At 36.0% G+C, this 20280-nt stretch carries 16 protein-coding genes; 7 read left to right on the top strand and 9 right to left on the bottom strand.

Annotated features, from left to right (window positions below; genetic code table 11):
- Window positions 1–27 precede the first annotated feature (27 nt).
- From rodA to leuS, 8 genes are all read right to left on the bottom strand, one after another.
- Entirely contained in the window at window positions 28–1143 is a 1116-nt protein-coding gene (gene rodA / locus ACM9HF_RS07565; protein ID WP_473616736.1) for a rod shape-determining protein RodA, read from the bottom strand.
- Window positions 1140–3116 carry a penicillin-binding protein 2 gene (mrdA, locus tag ACM9HF_RS07560; RefSeq protein WP_473616733.1) on the bottom strand — a complete coding sequence of 659 codons (1977 nt, stop codon included), beginning with the start codon at window positions 3114–3116 and terminating at the stop codon, window positions 1140–1142. Before mrdA ends, rodA begins: the two co-directional genes overlap by 4 nt.
- A 6-nt stretch (window positions 3117–3122) precedes the next feature.
- A complete protein-coding gene (gene rlmH / locus ACM9HF_RS07555) occupies window positions 3123–3593 on the bottom strand; it encodes a 23S rRNA (pseudouridine(1915)-N(3))-methyltransferase RlmH (protein ID WP_473616729.1) in 471 nt (156 codons plus the stop codon).
- Window positions 3594–3604: 11 nt separating this feature from the next.
- Window positions 3605–3922 (bottom strand): ribosome silencing factor, encoded by a 318-nt coding sequence (rsfS, locus tag ACM9HF_RS07550; RefSeq protein ID WP_077338120.1) that lies wholly within the window; start codon window positions 3920–3922, stop codon window positions 3605–3607.
- 172 nt (window positions 3923–4094) lie between these two features.
- Window positions 4095–4784: a nicotinate-nucleotide adenylyltransferase gene (nadD, locus tag ACM9HF_RS07545; protein WP_473616726.1), complete on the bottom strand. Its 690-nt coding sequence runs from the start codon at window positions 4782–4784 to the stop codon at window positions 4095–4097.
- Window positions 4784–5827, bottom strand: a complete 1044-nt coding sequence (gene holA / locus ACM9HF_RS07540; RefSeq protein ID WP_473616723.1) for a DNA polymerase III subunit delta — start codon at window positions 5825–5827, stop codon at window positions 4784–4786. Before holA ends, nadD begins: the two co-directional genes overlap by 1 nt.
- 54 nt (window positions 5828–5881) lie before the next feature.
- Window positions 5882–6391, bottom strand: a complete 510-nt coding sequence (locus ACM9HF_RS07535; RefSeq protein ID WP_245825360.1) for an LPS-assembly lipoprotein LptE — start codon at window positions 6389–6391, stop codon at window positions 5882–5884.
- A 127-nt stretch (window positions 6392–6518) separates the two neighbouring features.
- Window positions 6519–9107, bottom strand: coding sequence for a leucine--tRNA ligase (gene leuS, locus ACM9HF_RS07530; protein WP_473616718.1), 2589 nt, complete (start codon window positions 9105–9107; stop codon window positions 6519–6521).
- A gap of 208 nt (window positions 9108–9315) precedes the next feature.
- Between leuS and ACM9HF_RS07525 the strand changes: the two genes are divergently transcribed.
- From ACM9HF_RS07525 to ACM9HF_RS07515, 3 genes are all read left to right on the top strand, one after another.
- Window positions 9316–9810 (top strand): zinc ribbon-containing protein, encoded by a 495-nt coding sequence (locus ACM9HF_RS07525; RefSeq protein ID WP_077338116.1) that lies wholly within the window; start codon window positions 9316–9318, stop codon window positions 9808–9810.
- Between the two features lie 130 nt (window positions 9811–9940).
- The gene (locus tag ACM9HF_RS07520; protein WP_473616714.1) at window positions 9941–12328 is read left to right on the top strand and encodes an AAA family ATPase; all 2388 of its coding nucleotides are present in this window, start codon (window positions 9941–9943) and stop codon (window positions 12326–12328) included.
- Window positions 12329–12651: 323 nt separating this feature from the next.
- Window positions 12652–14436, top strand: a complete 1785-nt coding sequence (locus tag ACM9HF_RS07515) for a DEAD/DEAH box helicase (protein WP_473616711.1) — start codon at window positions 12652–12654, stop codon at window positions 14434–14436.
- 84 nt (window positions 14437–14520) lie between these two features.
- On the opposite strand, the gene ycaO is transcribed toward ACM9HF_RS07515, so the two are convergent.
- Window positions 14521–16275: a 30S ribosomal protein S12 methylthiotransferase accessory factor YcaO gene (ycaO, locus tag ACM9HF_RS07510; protein WP_473616708.1), complete on the bottom strand. Its 1755-nt coding sequence runs from the start codon at window positions 16273–16275 to the stop codon at window positions 14521–14523.
- A gap of 249 nt (window positions 16276–16524) precedes the next feature.
- Here ycaO and ACM9HF_RS07505 point away from each other — a divergent pair, with 249 nt between their 5' ends.
- The 4 genes from ACM9HF_RS07505 (at window position 16525) to egtB (ending at window position 20261) form a co-directional block, all read left to right on the top strand.
- On the top strand, window positions 16525–17412 hold the full coding sequence (locus ACM9HF_RS07505) for a helix-turn-helix domain-containing protein (protein WP_473616704.1): 888 nt from the start codon (window positions 16525–16527) through the stop codon (window positions 17410–17412).
- A 480-nt stretch (window positions 17413–17892) separates the two neighbouring features.
- Window positions 17893–18396, top strand: a complete 504-nt coding sequence (locus ACM9HF_RS07500) for a nuclear transport factor 2 family protein (protein ID WP_473616700.1) — start codon at window positions 17893–17895, stop codon at window positions 18394–18396.
- A gap of 186 nt (window positions 18397–18582) precedes the next feature.
- Complete coding sequence (locus tag ACM9HF_RS07495) at window positions 18583–18963, top strand: nuclear transport factor 2 family protein (protein ID WP_473616696.1); 381 nt, start codon at window positions 18583–18585, stop codon at window positions 18961–18963.
- A gap of 116 nt (window positions 18964–19079) precedes the next feature.
- Window positions 19080–20261 carry an ergothioneine biosynthesis protein EgtB gene (gene egtB, locus ACM9HF_RS07490; protein ID WP_473616694.1) on the top strand — a complete coding sequence of 394 codons (1182 nt, stop codon included), beginning with the start codon at window positions 19080–19082 and terminating at the stop codon, window positions 20259–20261.
- The last annotated feature ends 19 nt before the right edge of the window (window positions 20262–20280 follow it).

The following is a 20280-nucleotide window of genomic DNA, read 5'->3' as shown; positions in this document are numbered from 1 at the left end:
TCAGCCTTGTTTATTTATTTGTACTTATTATGCATGTACGCGTTTATTGGTGCTTATTGCCATGATCATGCCAAACCCAGCCATTAGGGTTACCATAGATGTACCACCGTAGCTTACAAGAGGTAAGGGGACACCTACAACAGGTAATAAACCAGAAACCATACCAATATTAACAAAAACATAAACGAAAAAAGTTAAGGTTAAACTACCCGCTAACAATTTAGTAAAGGCTTGTTGAGCATTAATGGCAATGTAAAGCCCTCGTATAACTATGGCTAGATAAACGGCCAGTAATGCAGAAACGCCTATTAAACCAAATTCTTCACTAAATACGGCAAAAATAAAGTCGGTATGTCGTTCAGGTAAAAATTCCAGTTGAGATTGTGTACCTTGTAACCAACCCTTGCCATGAATTCCTCCTGAACCTATAGCTATTTTTGATTGAATAATATGGTATCCACTGCCTAAAGGATCTTGTTCTGGATTTAAGAAGGTTAATACACGTTGCTTTTGATAAGTTTCCATCAAGAAAAACCATAAAATAGGTGCAAAGCCTGAAGCTAAACCCACACAAACACCAATTAACTTCCAACTAGCGCCTGCTAAAAATATAACAAATATACCTGAGCAAGCAATCAGTAAAGAGGTGCCTAAGTCGGGTTGTTTAGCGATGAGTAGTGTAGGCATAAGTACTAAAATAAAAGCGATAATGATATTAGATATTTTTGCTGGTAGATCGTATTGGCTTACGTACCAAGCGATGGTGATAGGTACAATAAGTTTCATTATTTCAGAGGGTTGAAATTTCATAAAACCTAGGTCTAACCAGCGTTGCGCACCTTTACCTATGTGTCCAAATAAGAGTACAGACACAAGTAACATTAAGCCTAAAACAAACATAGGTACAGCCCATTTTTGATAAGACATAGGTGGAATTTGTGCTACAACTAACATAACGACTAAGGCTATGCCTAAGCGAATAGATTGTCTAATGACAATATCTAATTCTTGTCCACCAGCACTGTATACAACAAAGAGGCCTAATATCATTAAGCATACAATACCAATTAATAGAGGAAGGTCGACATGAATACGTTGAAGTAGGGTTCTATGCCTTTGATGATCTTGGCCTGCTGTTCTCACTTGTGGTTACTCACGTTTTTTTCACCATAAACTTTTGTGTGATGTGGGTGGCGACTTGGATCTTTACTGATAATCACTCTGTCACCAAAATACTGATCCATCATTTGTCTTGCTACTGGCGCTGCGTTTGATGCACCACCACCTTTTGCTACGTTTTCTATAGCAACCGCTACGACTATTTCTGGTGACTCATAGGGAGCAAAAGAGATAAACATAGCGTTATCGCGTTGATTCTCTTGTGTAGTTTCAGCATCGTATTTTTCATCTTGTTTAATATTGGCAACTTGCGCTGAACCAGTTTTACCTGCTGCATCGTAAGTTGTTCCTTTAAATGCGTTATAACCTGTTGCTCCGTATTTTTGAACAGTGTTATGTAAAGCATCTAATACTAAATCCCAATTTTTAGGATCTTGTATAATGATAGGGGGTTTGTCTTCGTAAATGACATCTTTAGTGACAGTAGACACTGATTTTTTATTATCAATGATGATATTGGTTGTTTCGGTCGTTGATTTTAATAAATGTGGTATTTTTACTTCACCTTTATTGACCAAAATTGTAATTGCATTAACGAGTTGAATGGGGGTTACTGTCCAATAACTTTGCCCTATACCCACAGATAGCGTTTCGCCGGTATACCATTGTTGATTATATTTAGCTCTTTTCCATTCAATACTTGGCATAGTACCGCTTCGTTCTTCATGAATATCTAAACCGCTATACTCACCAAAGCCAAACTTTTCCATCATGTTACTTATACGCGTTATGCCTAATCTAAAGGCAAGGTCGTAGTAATACACATTACAAGACTCTTCTAAAGATTTGGTTAAATTGACTTTACCATGCCCCCATTTTTTCCAATCGCGCCTTTTGGTTTTCACACCTTTAAGTTGATAAAAGCCGGGATCAAAAATTTCATATTCTGGGGTGATCATTTTCTCTTCTAGACCTGTTAAGGCGATAAGAGGTTTTATGGTTGAAGCTGGCGGAAATAGGCCTTGCGTACTTCTATTGATAAAAGGTAAGTCTTTAGAGTTTCTTAATTTATTGTAATTTTTACTACTAATGCCGTGAACAAATAAATTACCGTCGTAGCTAGGGTTTGAATACATTGCGAGTATTTCACCATTGCGAGGATCCATAATAACGATTGAACCGCGTTTTCCCGATAAGGCGCGTTTAGCGACCATTTGTAATTCAATATCAAGACTTAGTGTAATGTCTTTTCCTGGTACAGGAGGATTAAAGCTTAGGGTTCTTATTATTCTACCTTGGTTATTTATTTCTACTTCTTGGTGACCAATGGTGCCATGTAGCACGTCTTCGTAATATTTTTCTAAGCCCAATTTGCCTATATTACGGGTTGCAGCATAGTTATCAGCTTTACCCTGATCTTCAAGTTTTATGTTGTCGCGTTGGTTTATTCTAGCCACATAACCTATTGAATGTGTCGTTAAATCACCAAATGGGTAGTAACGTTTTAATCGAGCATCAATAAAAAAACCAGGGAATTTATGTTGATTTACCGAAAAAGTTGCAACTTGTTGATCACTCAACCTAGAGTGTATTTCAACAGGTTTAAAACGTCGTTTGCTACGAATTGACTTTAGAACTTTTTCTTGTTTTTCTGCGCTAATATCTAATAATTGACTTACTTCTGTTAGTTTTTCTTGTATGTTTTTAACATCTTCAGGAATGACTTCTAAACTATAAATAGGTTTGTTTTCAGCTAATAAAACGCCGTTTCGATCAAATATAAGACCGCGGTTAGGAGCAACAGGCAATAACTTTATACGATTAGAGTTAGATTTTGTTTGGTATTTATCGTAAGAATTAACCTCAAGACTATATATATTACTGAATAAGATCAGCAACATAATTAGTATTCCGATAAATGAAATAAAAGCTCTACGTGCAAATAAGTTAGCTTCTGCCGTATGGTTTTTTATAGAAATGCGTTTACGTGCTGACACTTAAGGTTATTCTCTGTGGTATGGATGGTTGTTATTAATGCTCCACGCACGGTATAAACTTTCAGCAACAACTATTCTTACCATAGGGTGAGGTAAAGTGAGTGGTGATAAAGACCATTTTTGTTCAGATGCTTGAATACAAGCAGGTGCTAGCCCTTCAGGTCCACCCACAAGCAACGCAACATCTCTGCTGTCGTGGTGCCAGCGTTCAAGTTGTTGAGCTAATTGAGGTGTTGTCCAAGGTTTGCCTTCTACTTCAAGGGTAACAATACGGTTTCCTTTTGGAATAGCCGCTAAGGTTAGTTCACCTTCTTTTTCGAGAATACGAGAAATATCTGCGTTTTTCCCCCGTTTACCTGGAGGGATCTCAACTAAATGAAATGACATATCACGCGGAAATCTTCGGCAATACTCGTTGAATCCTTCCGTGACCCACGATGGCATTTTATTGCCTACCGCGTAAAGGGTAATACGCATAATAAACTATACTATTCCCATAATTGTTCTATTTGGTATAAATCTCGAGTAGGGTCAGTCATAACATGAACGATAATTTCACCTAGATCTACGAGTGACCATTCGCCCACATCATTTCCTTCAATGCCTAAAGGTTCTAAACCTTCAGCTCTACATTCCATAGCAACTGATTGGGCAATTGATTTTACATGTCTGTTTGAGTTGCCTGAACATACGATCATGTAATCAGCAAAACTTGATTTTTTTGATATATCTAAAACGGTAATATCTCGGCCTTTCATGTCTTCTAGTTTTTCAATAACAAAGGCTTTAAGTGCGGTATTTTCCAACGTGTGTTCTCTTTGGTTTTATTAATGGTTATATATGAGCTACATAATATCACTTTTTAAATTCTTAGGTAAGCGTGCATTTTACTTGAATCGAAAACTTACTTAATAATTTAGAGTAGTTATTAGCACGTTCGATGAATAAAAGAGAACTATGGTCTGTTTTTAATATGGGCTATTTATTTCTATATAACTGATTAGCGTTAATATATTCAATAATATCGCTAGGTAACCATTGTGAGCAGTCAAGGTTATTGACTAGATTTTTTCTAATTTCAGTGGATGAAATATTTACGTCGTCACAATTGTGTAAAAAAATATATCCTGACTTTTTTACTGCGTTATTATCTGTAGTGATATCCGCAGAAGAAGATAAATATTGGTGTGTAGCTAATAATTTTTTGCTTTCATTGTTAATGGTTGATAAATCGTAACCGGGCCTAGTATTCACAATTAAATGGCATTGTTGCAGAATTTCTTGCCATAAATACCAGGTGGTAAAGCTTAATAATGAATCCATTCCCATAATAAAATACAGTTCACTTGTGGGGTATTCTGCTTTAATTTCTTTCAACGTATCTATTGTGTACGATAGGGTAGAGCGTTTTATTTCTCTTATGTCTAACTCAAAAAAAGGTTCTTTTTTACAAACCAGTTTTGCCATGTTTACACGATGTTCTGTTGAAGCATTTGTACTATTTTTATGAGGTGGCTTATGCGCCGGAATTACGAGGACTTTGTCGAGAGAAAACTGTTTGATGACTTGTTTAGCAGGCTCTATATGGCCTTTATGAATAGGATCGAAAGTACCACCTAAAATGCCTATTTTTAGTGCTTTATCTTTTATATTCTCTGAGGTGTTCATTAACTATATTCGTAATCTAACGGTAAGTTTGACGTTGTTTGCCCAAAATATAAGGTGATACAAACATCTGAAAGTAACAAATAGGGATTAAAGTCGCTGGCGGTTTTACTGATCAAATCAACTTGTGCTAATCGACTTAAACCCTGCTGTAAATTATGCATACTCATATTGTTTAAGGCATTTTGATATAAGGGCTTTTTCTTATCCCATATACGATAAAACTTGTACAAATCGTTGATTGATTCGCCTTGTTTAAGCCTTTCTTGCATTGCAATTAATTGAGATATTTCTTTGTGCATAAACCACACTAATTGACCTATTGGAGCCCCTTCATGTTGAAGCTGATCAAGAATAGAAACGCATTTTTTTAAATTGCCTATTAATAAGGTATCAATCACTTGAAAAGGATTAAATTTAGCCTGATTAATAATGATTTTTTCAGCGTCTTGTATTGTTATTAGATTTTGACCAAACAAAATAGAAAGCTTTTGAAGTTCTTGATCTAAAGCTAGTAAATTACCTTCAAATAGCTCAATCATCAAGGGAAGAACATCAGGGTGAATATTTAGATTAAGCTGCTTAATTTGGCGGTTTAGCCACTGGTGGAGTTGTTTACCTTCAATATCGTATAAAGGTAAAAAGCAACCTAGGTTTTCAAAGGTTTTAAACCATTTCTTTTTTTGTTGGGCGGCATCAAGCTTTGCACCATGAATAATTAAAATAACATCGTTATTAAATTGTTCACTTAACGCTATGAGTGCTTTACTTGCGGTTTCATTGACCTTGCCGGATATTATTTCTATTTCGATAATACGTTGACTGGAAAATAAACTCATTGATTGGTATTCATAAGTGACATTTGACCAATCAAACTTATCATCGGCAGTAAAACGAATAATCTCGTCAAAGCCTTGTTGTAAGTAAGTGTTTTTAATTGTGGCTAAGCTATCATTTTTTTGCCATGGCTCATCACCAAATATTAACCAAACAGGTTTGAAGCCTTGATTAAGTGTACCTGACAAATTGTTATGGTAAATACGCATAATGAATAGCTTAGTTTCTTTGTGTGGTATTTAGAACAGCGTAAACAGTAAAACTTATAATTTTAAACTTGATAAGTTTCTTAAAATTTTATCTGCTGCTTCTTGACGCATTTCACTTAACATTAGCGTTAACTCACGACTTTTTGCAAGCGCTAAATTAGGATCGTCTTGATAATCTCTATTTAATTCAATTTCATAATCTCTGACTTCTTGGTCTTCAAAAATCAATTGATATTTAGCTGAATAAATAAGCTCGTATTCTGCTACCTGACCATTAGAAAATACCGAGAGGGTTCTTCTATCTAAGGTGTCATTTAAAATACGTAATTCAGGTGTTTGTTGTGTTAATTGCGGAGTAATGTTTATTTTATTAAACAATAAATGTTGCTTTACTAAACGTGTTAGCTCGCCATGTTTATCAACTGAGCTTACATAGATGTTTTGTAATTGAGGAGAAAGTAAATAATCGCCGCGTAATTGAAATCCACATCCTTGAATTAAGCCGAATGTTAAAATTAAGCATAACCATAAAGTGCAGCTATTTGATTTAACGTTTATTTTCAATGTTACATTTCTCTGATTGTTCTACCAACTTTTACGAATGAGTTGATATGAATTTTTAATAATAAAATTAAGTATTAAAAGGGTAGAAATAATATTTCTACCCTTGAATTACAATAGATATGTGTTTTTAGTTAGCGACTATATTTAATAACTTACCTGGAACATATATCACTTTACGTATCGTTTTATCTTCAATAAATCGAGCGACAACTTCGTCTGCAAAACCTATTGTTTCTACTTGCTCTTTAGTTGCATCGGCTGCAACGGTAATTTTTGCACGTAATTTACCGTTTACTTGTACGATAATTAGTTTTTTGTCTTCAACTAAGGCACTTTCATCAACGGCAGGCCATGGTGTATTTTCAACAGCATTACCATCGCCAATAATGTTCCAAACATGATGACTTAAGTGCGGAACAATAGGAGTAAGCATTAAAATAACAGCTCTGACGGCTTCTTGCATGACAACGCGATCTTCAACCGTATCTAATTTTGCTTTGGTTAAATGGTTCATTAACTCCATAATCGCAGCAATTGCCGTGTTAAAGGTATTACGACGACCAATATCATCACTTACTTTACCAATTGCTTTATGTAATTCGCGACGTAATGCTTTTTGATCTGCATTTAATGTCACATTTGCTAGTGTTTGTTCAGGTGTTAAAGCTTCTTCTTGAGTAAAGTCGTAAGCAAGCTTCCAAACACGTTTTAAGAATCTATGTGCGCCTTCAACCCCTGAGTCAGACCATTCTAACGTTTGCTCCGGTGGTGAAGTAAACATAATAAATAAACGAACGGTATCAGCACCGTATTGTTGTATAACTGCTTGTGGGTCAATACCATTATTTTTAGATTTAGACATTTTACTCATGCCCGCTGAAATAACCGCTTCACCGTCTATTTTACTTTTAGCTGCTGTTATTTGGCCTTTTTCGTTACGTTCAACTTCTACGTCTGTTGGTGCTATCCAGTCTTGAGAGCCATTTTCAGCTTCACGGTAATAAGTATCCGCTAATACCATACCTTGACAGAGTAACTTTTTGAAAGGTTCGTCACAATCAACTAGGCCTACATCTCGTAATAATTTATGGAAAAAACGCGCATAAAGTAAATGTAAAATAGCGTGCTCAATACCGCCAACATATTGGTCAACAGGTAACCAATAGTTTGCTTTTTCTGGATCAAGCATTTGTGTTTTATCGTCAGATGAACAAAAACGTGCGTAATACCAAGACGATTCCATAAAGGTATCAAATGTATCGGTTTCGCGTAGTGCGTCTTCGCCATTGTATGTTGTTTTAGCCCATGTTGGGTCGTCTTTAATAGGCGATGTTACGCCATCCATAATTACGTCTACAGGTAACTCTACAGGTAGCTGATCTTCAGGAACAGCAACAGAGGTACCATCAGCTAAGTTGATCATTGGGATCGGTGTGCCCCAATAACGTTGACGAGAAACACCCCAATCACGTAGACGATAGTTAACTTTAATAGATCCTTTGTTTTCAGCAATTAATTTATCTGAAATGGCTTTAAAAGCTTCTTCAAAGTTTAATCCGTCAAATTCACCTGAGTTAATTAAGGTATTTTTTTCTGTAATAGCAGCTGTTGCAATATCTTCGCCTTCAGCACCCGCAATCACTTGCGTAATGTTTAAGCCATATTTAGTAGCAAATTCCCAGTCGCGTTGGTCGTGTCCAGGAACCGACATAACAGCACCTGAACCATAATCCATTAATACAAAATTTGCTGCCCAAACAGGAACTAACTCACCGGTAATCGGGTGAATAGCTTTTAAGCCAAGATCAACACCTTTCTTTTCCATTGTTGCCATGTCGGCTTCAGTAGCTTTATTGGTTTTACAACCTTCAATAAACGCAGCAACGTCAGCGTTATTTTTAGCCGCCTCTAAAGCTAGCGGGTGTTGTGCAGCTACGGCTACATACGTTACACCCATTAAAGTGTCTGGGCGAGTTGTGTAAACATCAAAACTTTCGTTTGAATCGGCAACATTAAAGGTTAATTCAACACCTTCTGAGCGACCAATCCAGTTACGTTGCATAGTTTTTACTTGTTCAGGCCAGTCAGTTAATTGATCTAAATCTTGTAATAACTCTTCAGCATAATCGGTAATTTTAATAAACCATTGTGGGATTTCTTTACGCTCAACTATTGCACCTGAACGCCATCCTCTGCCATCAATAACTTGTTCGTTAGCAAGAACGGTTTGATCAACAGGATCCCAATTCACAGTAGCATTTTTTTTGTACACTAAGCCTTTTTCGTAAAGTTTAGTGAAAAACCATTGTTCCCAGCGGTAGTAGTCTTTATCGCAGGTAGCAAATTCGCGGTCCCAATCGTAACCAAAACCTAACGACTTTAATTGATTACGCATGTAGTCAATGTTTTGGTAAGTCCATTTAGCAGGTGCTGATTTGTTTTTGATTGCCGCATTTTCAGCAGGTAAACCAAACGCATCCCAGCCCATAGGTTGCATTACGTTTTTGCCTTGCATACGCTGATATCGAGAAATAACATCGCCTAAGCTATAGTTACGAACATGGCCCATATGTAATTTACCACTTGGGTAAGGGAACATGGCTAAACAATAAAATTTTTCTTGCTCAGGTTTTTCAACTGCAGCAAATGTTTTGTTTTCGGTCCAATGTTGTTGAACTTCGGCTTCTATAGATTGGGGATTGTAGATGGATTCCATTAACGATTTCTCAGGTATTCAAAAAAATTGCTTATTATTTTCAAGAAATTATTGATTGCATTCTTGATCATATAAGGGGATAAATTAATACCTATAGAATACCTTATCTACACACTATAAATAAACTAATTTAAGTATTTTAGGAATATTGTCTATACTCAAATTAGCTGTATGTCACTTTGTTATCAGTTTAGCTGAAGGGGATAATATGACTAAAAAGTCTAACACTCACAATAATTCACATACTAGCGGTAATGATTTAGTAAGCTGGTTTGATGATTTAAAATCACATGAGCTTACGCATGTAGTTGAATTAGTAGAAGAAGCTAAAAAGTGGGTAAAATCTGCCGAAAGTATTCCAGAAGAAAAGTACCAACAATTTATCGCTAACTTTAAGTTAGATTTAATCGAGTTTTATCAACAGTCACAATCAGATATTCAACATTCTTTATATCTTCAATTATTAAAAGAAACTTTTTGGAAAAATCTTGCGTGCGTAACTGACCAAACACGTGTTGAATGGGCTGAACTTCAAGAAGACTTTGTTCATGATGGTTTGTACAAGGAAGGCGACTATATTGGCTTTGGCGAAGTAGAATGCTTAACTTGTCATCATTTACAGCAAATACACCACGTCACTATTCTCTCATCTTGTATCAAATGTAATGGTACGACTTTTTGTCGAAAAAGCTTAACACCATAAATATATTTATTTTTTAATCTGTGCTTTGCTATCTAGCTTAATGTAAGAGTACACTATGCCTTTATTATGGCTTTAAATAGCTTTTTCCCAGCAAAGTGCTTGTTTTCCTAACCTTTATAGTGAGATCTTCATGACATCAGAAACCGTTACCACCTTGGTCAAACCTCAAAAATTAACGGCGCAATTACCAGAATCTCTATTCACTCAGTCAGACGATATTGAAAAAATCAAACAGCCTTTTGTTGGGCATGAAAGAGCTAAAGAAGCGTTAGAATTTGGTTTAGCCATGAACTCAGTTGGTTTTAATGTGTTTGCAATGGGGGAGCATGGAACGGGTAGACAAACATTAATAAAACAAATGCTTACCGAGTCAGCTAAAAATCAAAATACGCCTGAAGAATGGTGTTATATCAATAACTTTGATGATACTCATGCCCCGTATAAGTTATATTTAAGTCCGGGAGATGGCAAACAACTGGTTGCTCGTATTAATACTTTTATTGATGATTTAATTGCATTATTTCCAGAGCTGTTTGATAACCCTAGTTATCAGCGTCAAAAAGCAGCAATCGATCGTGAATTTAACCAACAGTATGATGAAGCGATCAGTAAAGTTGAAGAAACCGCTTTAAAGTGCAACGTTATGTTATTTGAAGAAAACGGCGAGATTGGTTTTTCTCCTGTTGTTGATGGAAAGCCGTTAAGTGAAAACGAACTAGCAAGCTTAGATGAAGAAAAGCGCAGCGCATTTTATCAGTCGTTAACAGAGTTAGAAAACCTACTCTCGGAAGAGTTAATCGAACTGCCTAAGTGGAAACGTTTATCTACTGATAAACTTAAAAAGCTTAAAAATGAAACTGCAGCTCAAAGTATTCAGCCTTTATTAAAAGAGTTAGAACATGAGTTTTCGAGTAACTTAGGTGTTTTAAAATACTTATCTAAAGTAAAAGTGCACGTAGTTGATACGGTACTTGATATTTTAGTAGGGGAAGATAACGAAAAACAAAAAGCCAAAGATAATCGCAAACTTATGGTAGAGCATTTTTTACCTAACTTATTAGTTTCGCGAGAAGCGAATGGCGGCGCTCCTGTTGTTTATGAGCAAAATCCAACTTATCAAAACTTATTTGGGCATGTTGATTTTGCTAGCTTTCAAGGCAGTTCTTATACGAGTTATCGTTTGATTCGACCGGGCGCTCTACATAAAGCTAATGGTGGTTATTTATTATTAGATGCTGAGAAAATTTTAAACCAGCCATTAGTGTGGGCACGCCTTAAATTAGCGATAAAAACTCAAGAAGTTACTATAGAAAATCCATATTCTGAGTTTTCTCAGCCTGGTTCGTATAGCCTTCAACCTGAAAAAATTCCGTTAAAAGTAAAAATTATACTTTTAGGCGACGCTGACATTTATTACACCTTGCACGCTTACGATCAAGAGTTTAACGAGCTGTTTAGAGTGCTTGCTGATTTTGATCGATACCTTGATAAAAACGACGATAACCTTATAGCCTATGCGAATTTAATTCGACAACGCGCACAAAAAAATCAATATCCAACGGTATCAAACGATGCCATTGTGGAGCTGATAAAGTACGCGCTAAGAAGAGAAGAACATCAACATAAAATATCAGCTAATATCGTTCATTCTAACGACTTATTAGATGAAGCTCATTATTTATGGAATAAGCTCAAAGAAGAAGGTGAACTTACCGCTAAACATATCAAGTTAGCGCTTGCGGCTAAGGAAAGAAGAACAGGACGTATTAGTGAAACATGGTTGAGCGAAATTAAAGAACGACAAGTACTTATTACCACGCAAGGTAAGCAAGTGGGCAAAGTAAATGGTTTAACTGTACTTGAAATTGGTGAGAGTGTTTTTGGTACTCCTGCCCGTATTACCGCTACTGTGTATGCTGGTAGCCAAGGTGTTACTGATATTGAACGCGAAGTCGATTTAGGAAAATCTATTCATTCAAAAGGATTTTTATTGTTGACGGGGTATTTGGGGCATAAATACGGTCAAGAATTTCCTGTTTCAATTTCAGCTAATATTGCGATTGAACAATCGTATGGCCATATTGATGGTGATAGTGCCTCAATGGCCGAATTGTGCGCATTAATTTCATCAATTACCCAACTGCCTATTGATCAGGGGATTGCTATTACAGGCTCAATTAATCAGCACGGTGAAGTACAGTCTATTGGCGGCGTGAATGAAAAAATAGAAGGCTTTTATCGTTTATGTAAAGACCGAGGTTTAACTGGAAAACAAGGGGTTATCATTCCTCACACCAATGTCATCAACCTCATGCTGTCTGATGAAGTGATTAATGCGGTAGAAGAAGGCGTGTTTGCTATACATGCTGTTGAAGATATTGATCAATCGTTAGAATTACTGCTAGGAGTTACTGCGGGAAAAGCGAATAGTTTAGGACGATATCCAAGAAAAACAGTGCATAGCTTAGCATTAGAAAAACTTTCTTCTTTTGCTGATATGTTAGAAGGTGGTGAGTAAGGTCAGTACGTAAAAAGTTAGAGTAAATATTCAATAATATAAAAGAGAAGTCTATTATTTACACACAATACTCATATTTATCTTGTATAAAATTGTATAGTCTGTATAATGCGCGCCTCACTTAAGCTGACTTCAATAAGCAATGCTTGATGTGAAATGAGTGGGGTATATCCGCCCAATAGACTTGCCTAGCTAAATGTTCATATTTAGCATCCCGATTGTGCCTTAAGTCTTCCTGGTGGTTTCCTCGTATATATGTATGCGAGATCTTTGATTAAAATATTTTTTCCCTGAATCAAATCTTGCCAAGAGAAGACAATATTATGACAACAACTAACGATGCTCCTGTGAGCTTTGACTCTTTAGGCTTGCCTGAAACTTTATTATCTGCATTAAAAACCTTAGGTTTTGAATCTTCAACTGCTATCCAAGCACAAACTATTCCGCCACTTTTAGCGGGTAAAGATGTTTTAGGTGAAGCGCAAACTGGTACAGGTAAAACTGCTGCGTTTGGCTTACCTGCTTTAGCAAAAATTGATACATCAATTAAAAAACCTCAATTAATGGTGTTAGCACCAACGCGTGAATTAGCAATTCAAGTAGCCGCAGCTATTGAAACATTTGCTAAAAACATGAAAGGTTTAAAGGTTGCTACTTTATATGGTGGCCAATCTTACCAACCACAATTTCAACAACTTGAGCGTGGCGCACAAGTTGTAGTAGGTACTCCTGGTCGTTTAATGGATCACTTACGTCGTAAAAGCTTAAAACTAGATAACCTTTCTTTCTGTGTATTAGATGAAGCAGATGAAATGTTAAACATGGGCTTTTTAGAAGACATTGAATGGATCCTTGAGCATTTACCTAAGCAAACGCAAATGGCGTTATTCTCTGCGACTATGCCTGCGCAAATTCGTAAAGTCGCTAACCGTTTCTTAAAAGATCCTGAACATATTAAAATTGCAGCTGTTAAAAAATCTAAAGCAAACATCCAACAGTTTGCTTGGAAAGTTAGTGGCATTAGCAAAATTACAGCACTTGAACGTATTGCTGAAAGTGTTGAATACGATGCAATGATTGTTTTTGTTCGTACTCGTAACGATACTGTAGATGTTGCTGAAAAATTAGAACGCGCAGGTTACCCAGCACTTCCGTTGAATGGTGATATGAACCAGCAACAACGCGAACGTACTATTGATCAAATGAAATCAGGTAAATCTTCAATCTTAGTAGCAACAGATGTTGTAGCTCGTGGTTTAGATATTCCTCGTATTACTTTAGTTATTAACTACGATTTACCAGGTGATAACGAAGCTTACGTTCACCGTATTGGTCGTACAGGCCGTGCTGGTCGTGAAGGTATGTCAATTGCTTTCTGTCGTCCTCGTGAAATGTATTCATTACGTCATTATGAACGTTTAACGTCTGGCACAATCAATACTTATGAGTTACCAAATATTGAAGATATTGGTAAAGCACGTATTGAACGTACTCGTACTAAAATAGCTGATGTTGTTGCTAATAGAGATATTAAAGCAATGCGTGAAATTGTTGAGCAAATGGCTGAACAGTCAGAGCTTTCAATGACAGACTTAGCGGCAGCATTATTATTTGAAAGACAGATTAACCAGCCGTTACAACCAAAAGAAGATCCTAAGCCTCGTCGTGATACTCGTGAACGTAACGACAGAAATGATCGTGGCGCTAGAAATGACCGTGGTGGAAGAAATGAGCGTGGCGCAAGAGATAGTCGTGGCGGAAGAGATGCTGGTCGTGGTGGTGAAAGAGCTCCTCGTAAAGCGAAAGAAAACCGTACAGACGTTGATTGGCAAACATACCGCCTAGAAGTAGGTAAAGAGCATGGCGCTAAGCCTGGCGATATTGTTGGTGCTATTGCTAACGAAATTTCTCTTGATAGCAGCTATATTGGCGCAATTAACTTACACGAAAAACATAGTTTTGTTCAGTTACCTAAAGGTATGCCTGAGAAGTCGTTTAAGCAATTGAAGAATGTACGTATTCGTCGTCAAGCTATTGATATTAGTGTTTCTGATGCTTCAGCTGCACCAGCAGAACGTCCTCGTCGTACAGAACGTAGACCAAGCTAATTTAGTTTGATTCATCCTCATTAGGGTGACAGAAACAAAAAAAGACGCTAATTAGCGTCTTTTTTTATGATTGAAATATAATTATTACTTCCAGTTTTTAACTTTTGCAGCTTGCAGCTTTTTATATCCTTCAAGTAGCTTTTGATGCGTTTCAAAACCTTCTAAGCTCAAGCCTGGGCAATGTAAACCATCAAATACTATCTTACCTTCAACAATATCTAAACAACGCTCTGAAAGCTCTTTACCGTACATTAATCCTAAAGAGGTCATGTATTGGCTATAGTCACGCGATTCATCCCACTTTATTTCAAGTAGTGCTTGTAAACAACGATATTTACGTGTGTTTTCTTCATTGTTTTGGTCTAAATGTAATGCCCAGTTAACCCAATCAAGTGCTTGTTCATCCTGTGCTGCTAGTGCAAGTACAGCTTTCATCTCTCCCAAGCGGAAGTCTGCCCACGTTGTCCCAGCGTCTGGCGCTAAACCAATAAATTCTGCGGCAGCAAGTGCGTCGTTGTATCCGCCTTGCTCTAATGCGTCTAAAATTTCTAGCCATTCCTCTGGATCACCATCTTTTAATGTTAAAAAGGCTTCTCTGAATAAGGCCCCGTCGTTATTGTTGTTCCAAACAATTTCATCTACAGGGTAAATATCTGACATACCAGGTACTAATATACGACAAGCGTATACATCTAAATGGTTATAGTCAGATATCAATATGTCGTGACCCATGTCGTGAATAATTTTTACAAGGTTGTCATATTCGCTTTGTGTATCGGCGTCAAAATCCCAATCAACAAATTCGTAATCAGGCGTTTCTTTAAAAAAGTCGTAAGAAATAAAGCCACTTGAATCAATAAAGTGTAATTCAATGTTATGAGGTGAGGCTATTTCGTCTTCATCAAAACTTGGCGGTTGAAATACGTCTAATTGATCTAAACTTCTACCTTGTAATAATTCAGTTACGGTACGTTCTAATGCCACTTCAAAACTTGGATGAGCACCAAACGACGCAAATACACTTCCGTCTTTAGGGTTAATTAAGGTTACGCTCATTACCGGGTATAAGCCACCTAAGGATGCATCAGCAATACGTAAGTGAAAACCATGGCTTTCTAGTTCTTTACAATCGGCTAAAATAGTTGGGAATCGCTCTAATACTTCTAGAGGTACTTCAGGTAAACAAATACCTTCTGCAATAATTTTATTTTTTACGTAGCGTTCAAATACTTCAGACAAGCTTTGTACGCGCGCTTCGTTTTGGGTATTACCTGCCGACATACCATTACTAACAAACACATTACCAATAACATTTACAGGCACATAAATAGCTTTTTGATCACGCTCTCTTATATAAGGTAGGGCGCAAATCCCACGCTCACCGTTACCTGAGTTCATGTCGTAAAGTTTATCAACGGTTATTTCTTTATTAGGATCAAAGTAATCCCATAAACCTTCGTCAAGAATACCTTCTGGAATGGTATCGTCTTCGCTGAAAAACCACTTTTCATTTGGGTAGTGAACAAACTCACTATTCGAGATTTCTTCACCTAAATAATAATCAGCAAAAAAGTAATTACAACTTAAACGCTCAAAATACTCACCTAAAGCACTGGCTAAACATGACTTTGCGGAAGAACCTTTACCGTTAGTGAACATTAATCCGCATGATGCATCTTTAATGTGAACAGAATAGCAATTAGCAAGCGGGTTTAACCATGACGCTTCTACAATATCAAAACCGAAAGAAACAAGCTTTTCTTGCATGGTAGAAATAGATGATTCAAGGTCGCGATCTTTACCTTTAATAAAGGTTTTTTCGTTTGTGCTTTCAGTCATGAAAATGTCTCGGCAGTGGGTATATTAAGTTAATGCATATTATGAAGATTATTATACCGAAAGCTATACTCGTTACCATTCAAAGTGTAAGATTTTACTTTTAATATTAAGACACGCTAAAGGTTACGGGTATAGTTAGTGGCTCTAATCGTATTATTGTGTGGCTAGCTTTGTTTTTATTTTATCCCCGCATATTCAATGGCTACGGGTATATCAGTTCTTGTTTCATTACCTTTAGGATAAAGCTATATGCTTTCTAAACAAAAGTCTAAAATTAAATATGTGCCAGAAGTGTCATTTTACTATAGGTCTGATGCGTTTGAATTGGAGGTTGTGGAATTAGAAACTCTTCAACAACGCTCTAATCAATGGGAAACTCGACCTAATTTACCACACAGACTTGGTTTTAATATTTTGATTGTTATTGAACAAGGAACTGGTTATCACTTAATAGATTTTGAGAAAACATATTTTCAAGCGGGTAGTGTTCTTTTTGTGAATAAGGGACAAATACAGGCATTTGATTTTTCTAATAAATTAAAAGGTAAAGTCATTATTTATACAGAGTTATTTCTTACTCGTTTACATAGTAAATTATCTATTCCATTTTCTTTAGGTTCGACTATGCCTAAGACTTTTGTTCCTCATATAAGTTTAAATAAAAGTTTGGAACAAAGTACGATGCGATTAATCGATGAATTGAATGTTGAAATCAGTCAAGCTAATCCATTTCTTGAAATTATAATATCTCTATTTGGTGCCTTGATAATGATACTATCAAGGGAAAGAAAAAATTTAACTTATACCTTACCTAGTTCACATCTTAAAAAGTTTGTTGCGTTTCAAAAAATAATTGAGAGTCATTATAACGACACCAGAGAAGCTGGATTTTATGCGGATAAGTTAGGGATCACTTATAAGACATTAAATCTTTTATGTAAAAAAATAAGTGGGGTAACTGCAAAATCTTATATAGATCGTTATGTTGTTCTTGAAGCTAAGCGGCGATTGGTGATTGAACAATGTGATATAGATAGCTTAGCTGAATACCTAGGTTTTAAAGAAACCACAAATTTCACTAAATTTTTTAAGCGACATACACAAATATCTCCTAGTCATTTTAGAGATAATGTTTGATATTTACCATTTTAAGGTTGAGTTACACCTCCTTTTTTCTTTGTTTTCATAACATCATATTGTCATATTTTATTGTTAAATTATTAGCGCGAGTTGACCTTTGCGGTATGTTTTTGCTACAGCTAGTTAGGTTATTATGTAAGGCTTCGTTTTTGATATGCCGTTATTCTACATAAAAAAACGATAACACAGCAGAAATGCCAAACTCGCCTTGCCTTACAGGTTTATTTAAACGCGATTTACTCGTTGTTGTTGCTCTTTTACATGGCATGACTATGCCACAATCACAACGCCTAAATTAAATCGTGTTTAATTTGAATAAAATTTATACTCAAAAGGTCAGTACGCTCGAAGATAAATATAATAAGATATTATGGTGTTGTTTCAACGAGCATATTACTTTTTATATTTACTTAAAGTTGAATAATAAAAAGTATAATTTAAAAATTAACTCAAATAACTCTTATATTAGGAAAAACTATGATTAACAAAAAGTTTGCAATACTGCTTATATCTTCTTTTTTAACTTTTTTTACAATAACGTCTAGCGCTAATGATAAAGCGCTTGATATGCAATCGGCTCAAACATTAAAAACAGCTAATGCTTTTCTTGCTGCTGCAGGAAGTGGTGATATGGCAACATTAGACAAATTAATGGCTGATGATTTTGTTTGGCATAATGAAGGTGATAAACAAATTCCTTGGATAGGTAATTGGAAAAGCAAGGACACTGTATTGAATAAGTTTTTACCAAAGTTTGGCGCAGGATTAAAAGTAACCAGTTGGACTACTGATTATAGTTTTTCAAATGGTGACCAAGCTGTATTTATGGGAACAATGAGTGCCATTGCTAATAACAGTGGAGTTGATACCGGTAAATTTAGTTGGGCTGTTCGTGTACATGTTGAAAATGGAAAAGTGAAAAGCTGGAATTGGTTTGAAAACAGTTACGCAGTGTCAGAAGCATACCATTCAAAAAAATAGTTTTTATTAATTGAGTACAGAGCAAGTAAAGGCTGGTTAATTTTCGGGCATATATGGAAATTATCAGCCTTTAATATAACGGTTAATTATATACCAGCTTGAATAATAAATTAATTAACTAGGCATTAGTTGTTTTTTTGCATCAATGCAGATGCTACAAACTTCATTAATAAAATAAGGATATATATGAGTCAAAAAATCCAAAATGCAAAATTACTTTACCTTGAAGGTATTCGAGATGGTCATGTAAAAGAAGCTGTCGAAAAATATACCGGCGATAGATACACTCAACATTCAACGGGTGTACGTGACGGTAAAGAAGGGTTTATTGAGTTCTTTATGCCATTTATTGAAAGAAACCCTGTTCGCAGTATTGATATTGTTCGAACATTTGAAGATGGCAAGTATGTATTTGTTCATGCTTACCAAAGCTTAAATCACGGTGAAGCTAAATGGATCACGATGGACTTTTTTGATACCGATGCAAATGATAAAATTATCGAACATTGGGATGCTTCAGAACCCGTTCCTGAGACTAAAGATTTAGTTAACGCAGGCAAATTTTAAATCTCTGTTAACACGAGATAATATCACCAAATCTTAAATTAGATAATAGTCGTTTGTATTGTTAACTATTCAATTTTCCTTTCTTTATTAATACTTGCGAATTACGGACACAGGTTATGTTACTAGAACAATTTAATCTCACGAGAAAGTACACGGAATTACTTTGTAAACCATTGAATATTGAAGACTATATTCCTCAATCTGCTGATTTTACTAGCCCTCCTAAATGGCATTTAGCTCATACGACATGGTTTTTTGAAGAAATGCTGCTAAACAAATACCTTGAAGGCTACGTTGTTTTTGATACTGATTTTAGTTTTTTGTTTAATAGTTATTATCAAGGGGTTGGTGAACGAGCAGTGCGTGGTCAAAGAGGCCTTATGACCCGTCCCACTGTAGCTAGCGTTTATGAATATAGAAAATATGTAGATACATATATTACTCAGTTATTAAACGTTGCCCTAGTGACAATGAATAAAGCATTACAAGTACGTATTCACGAACTCATCACTTTAGGAATTCAACATGAGCAACAGCATCAAGAATTACTCCTTAGCGATTTAAAGTACACACTTTCATATAACCCTACTTTTCCCGTTTATGATGAAAATACTGCTTTTGTGGGGGATAAAAATATAGCCTCTGAAAATGATTGGCTTAGCATTGATGAAGGTGTTTATGCTATAGGTCATACAGGAGATAGTTTCTGTTTTGACAATGAACTAGGACGACATAAGGTTTATTTACAATCTTACGATATATCAACAAAATTAGTGACTAATAGAGAGTTTATCGCTTTTATTGAAGCAGGAGGTTATGAAAAGTTTTCATATTGGCTAGATGAAGGTTGGTCTTGGGTGCGTAGTAATAATATTACGCATCCACTATATTGGCATAAAATTAATGGTGAGTGGTTTTACTATACTCTAGCAGGCTTACAGGCCATAGATTTGGATGCAATGGTTTGCCATGTATCTTATTATGAAGCCAATGCGTACGCACATTGGAAAGGAGCTCGTTTACCTACTGAATTTGAATGGGAGGTTGCAAGTAGCCATTTCAATTGGGGGAAACGTTGGGAATGGACGTCTTCTGCTTATTTACCTTACCCTAGCTTTAAAGTTAGCGAAGGGGCTGTTGGTGAATATAATGGTAAATTTATGATTAACCAAATGGTATTGCGAGGAGCTTCTAGTATTACTTCACCTAAACATTCTCGAACAACGTATCGTAATTTTTTTCATCCACGTTTTCAGTGGCAATATACCGGTATCCGTCTGGTAACAGAAAATAAATAGCTAAGCCATTATTTAAAAA

It is taken from the genome of Colwellia sp. RE-S-Sl-9, assembly GCF_048296855.1.
Taxonomy (GTDB): domain Bacteria; phylum Pseudomonadota; class Gammaproteobacteria; order Enterobacterales; family Alteromonadaceae; genus Pseudocolwellia.
Note: the sequence above shows the minus strand (reverse complement) of the source record. Positions and strands in the feature narration are given on the sequence as shown.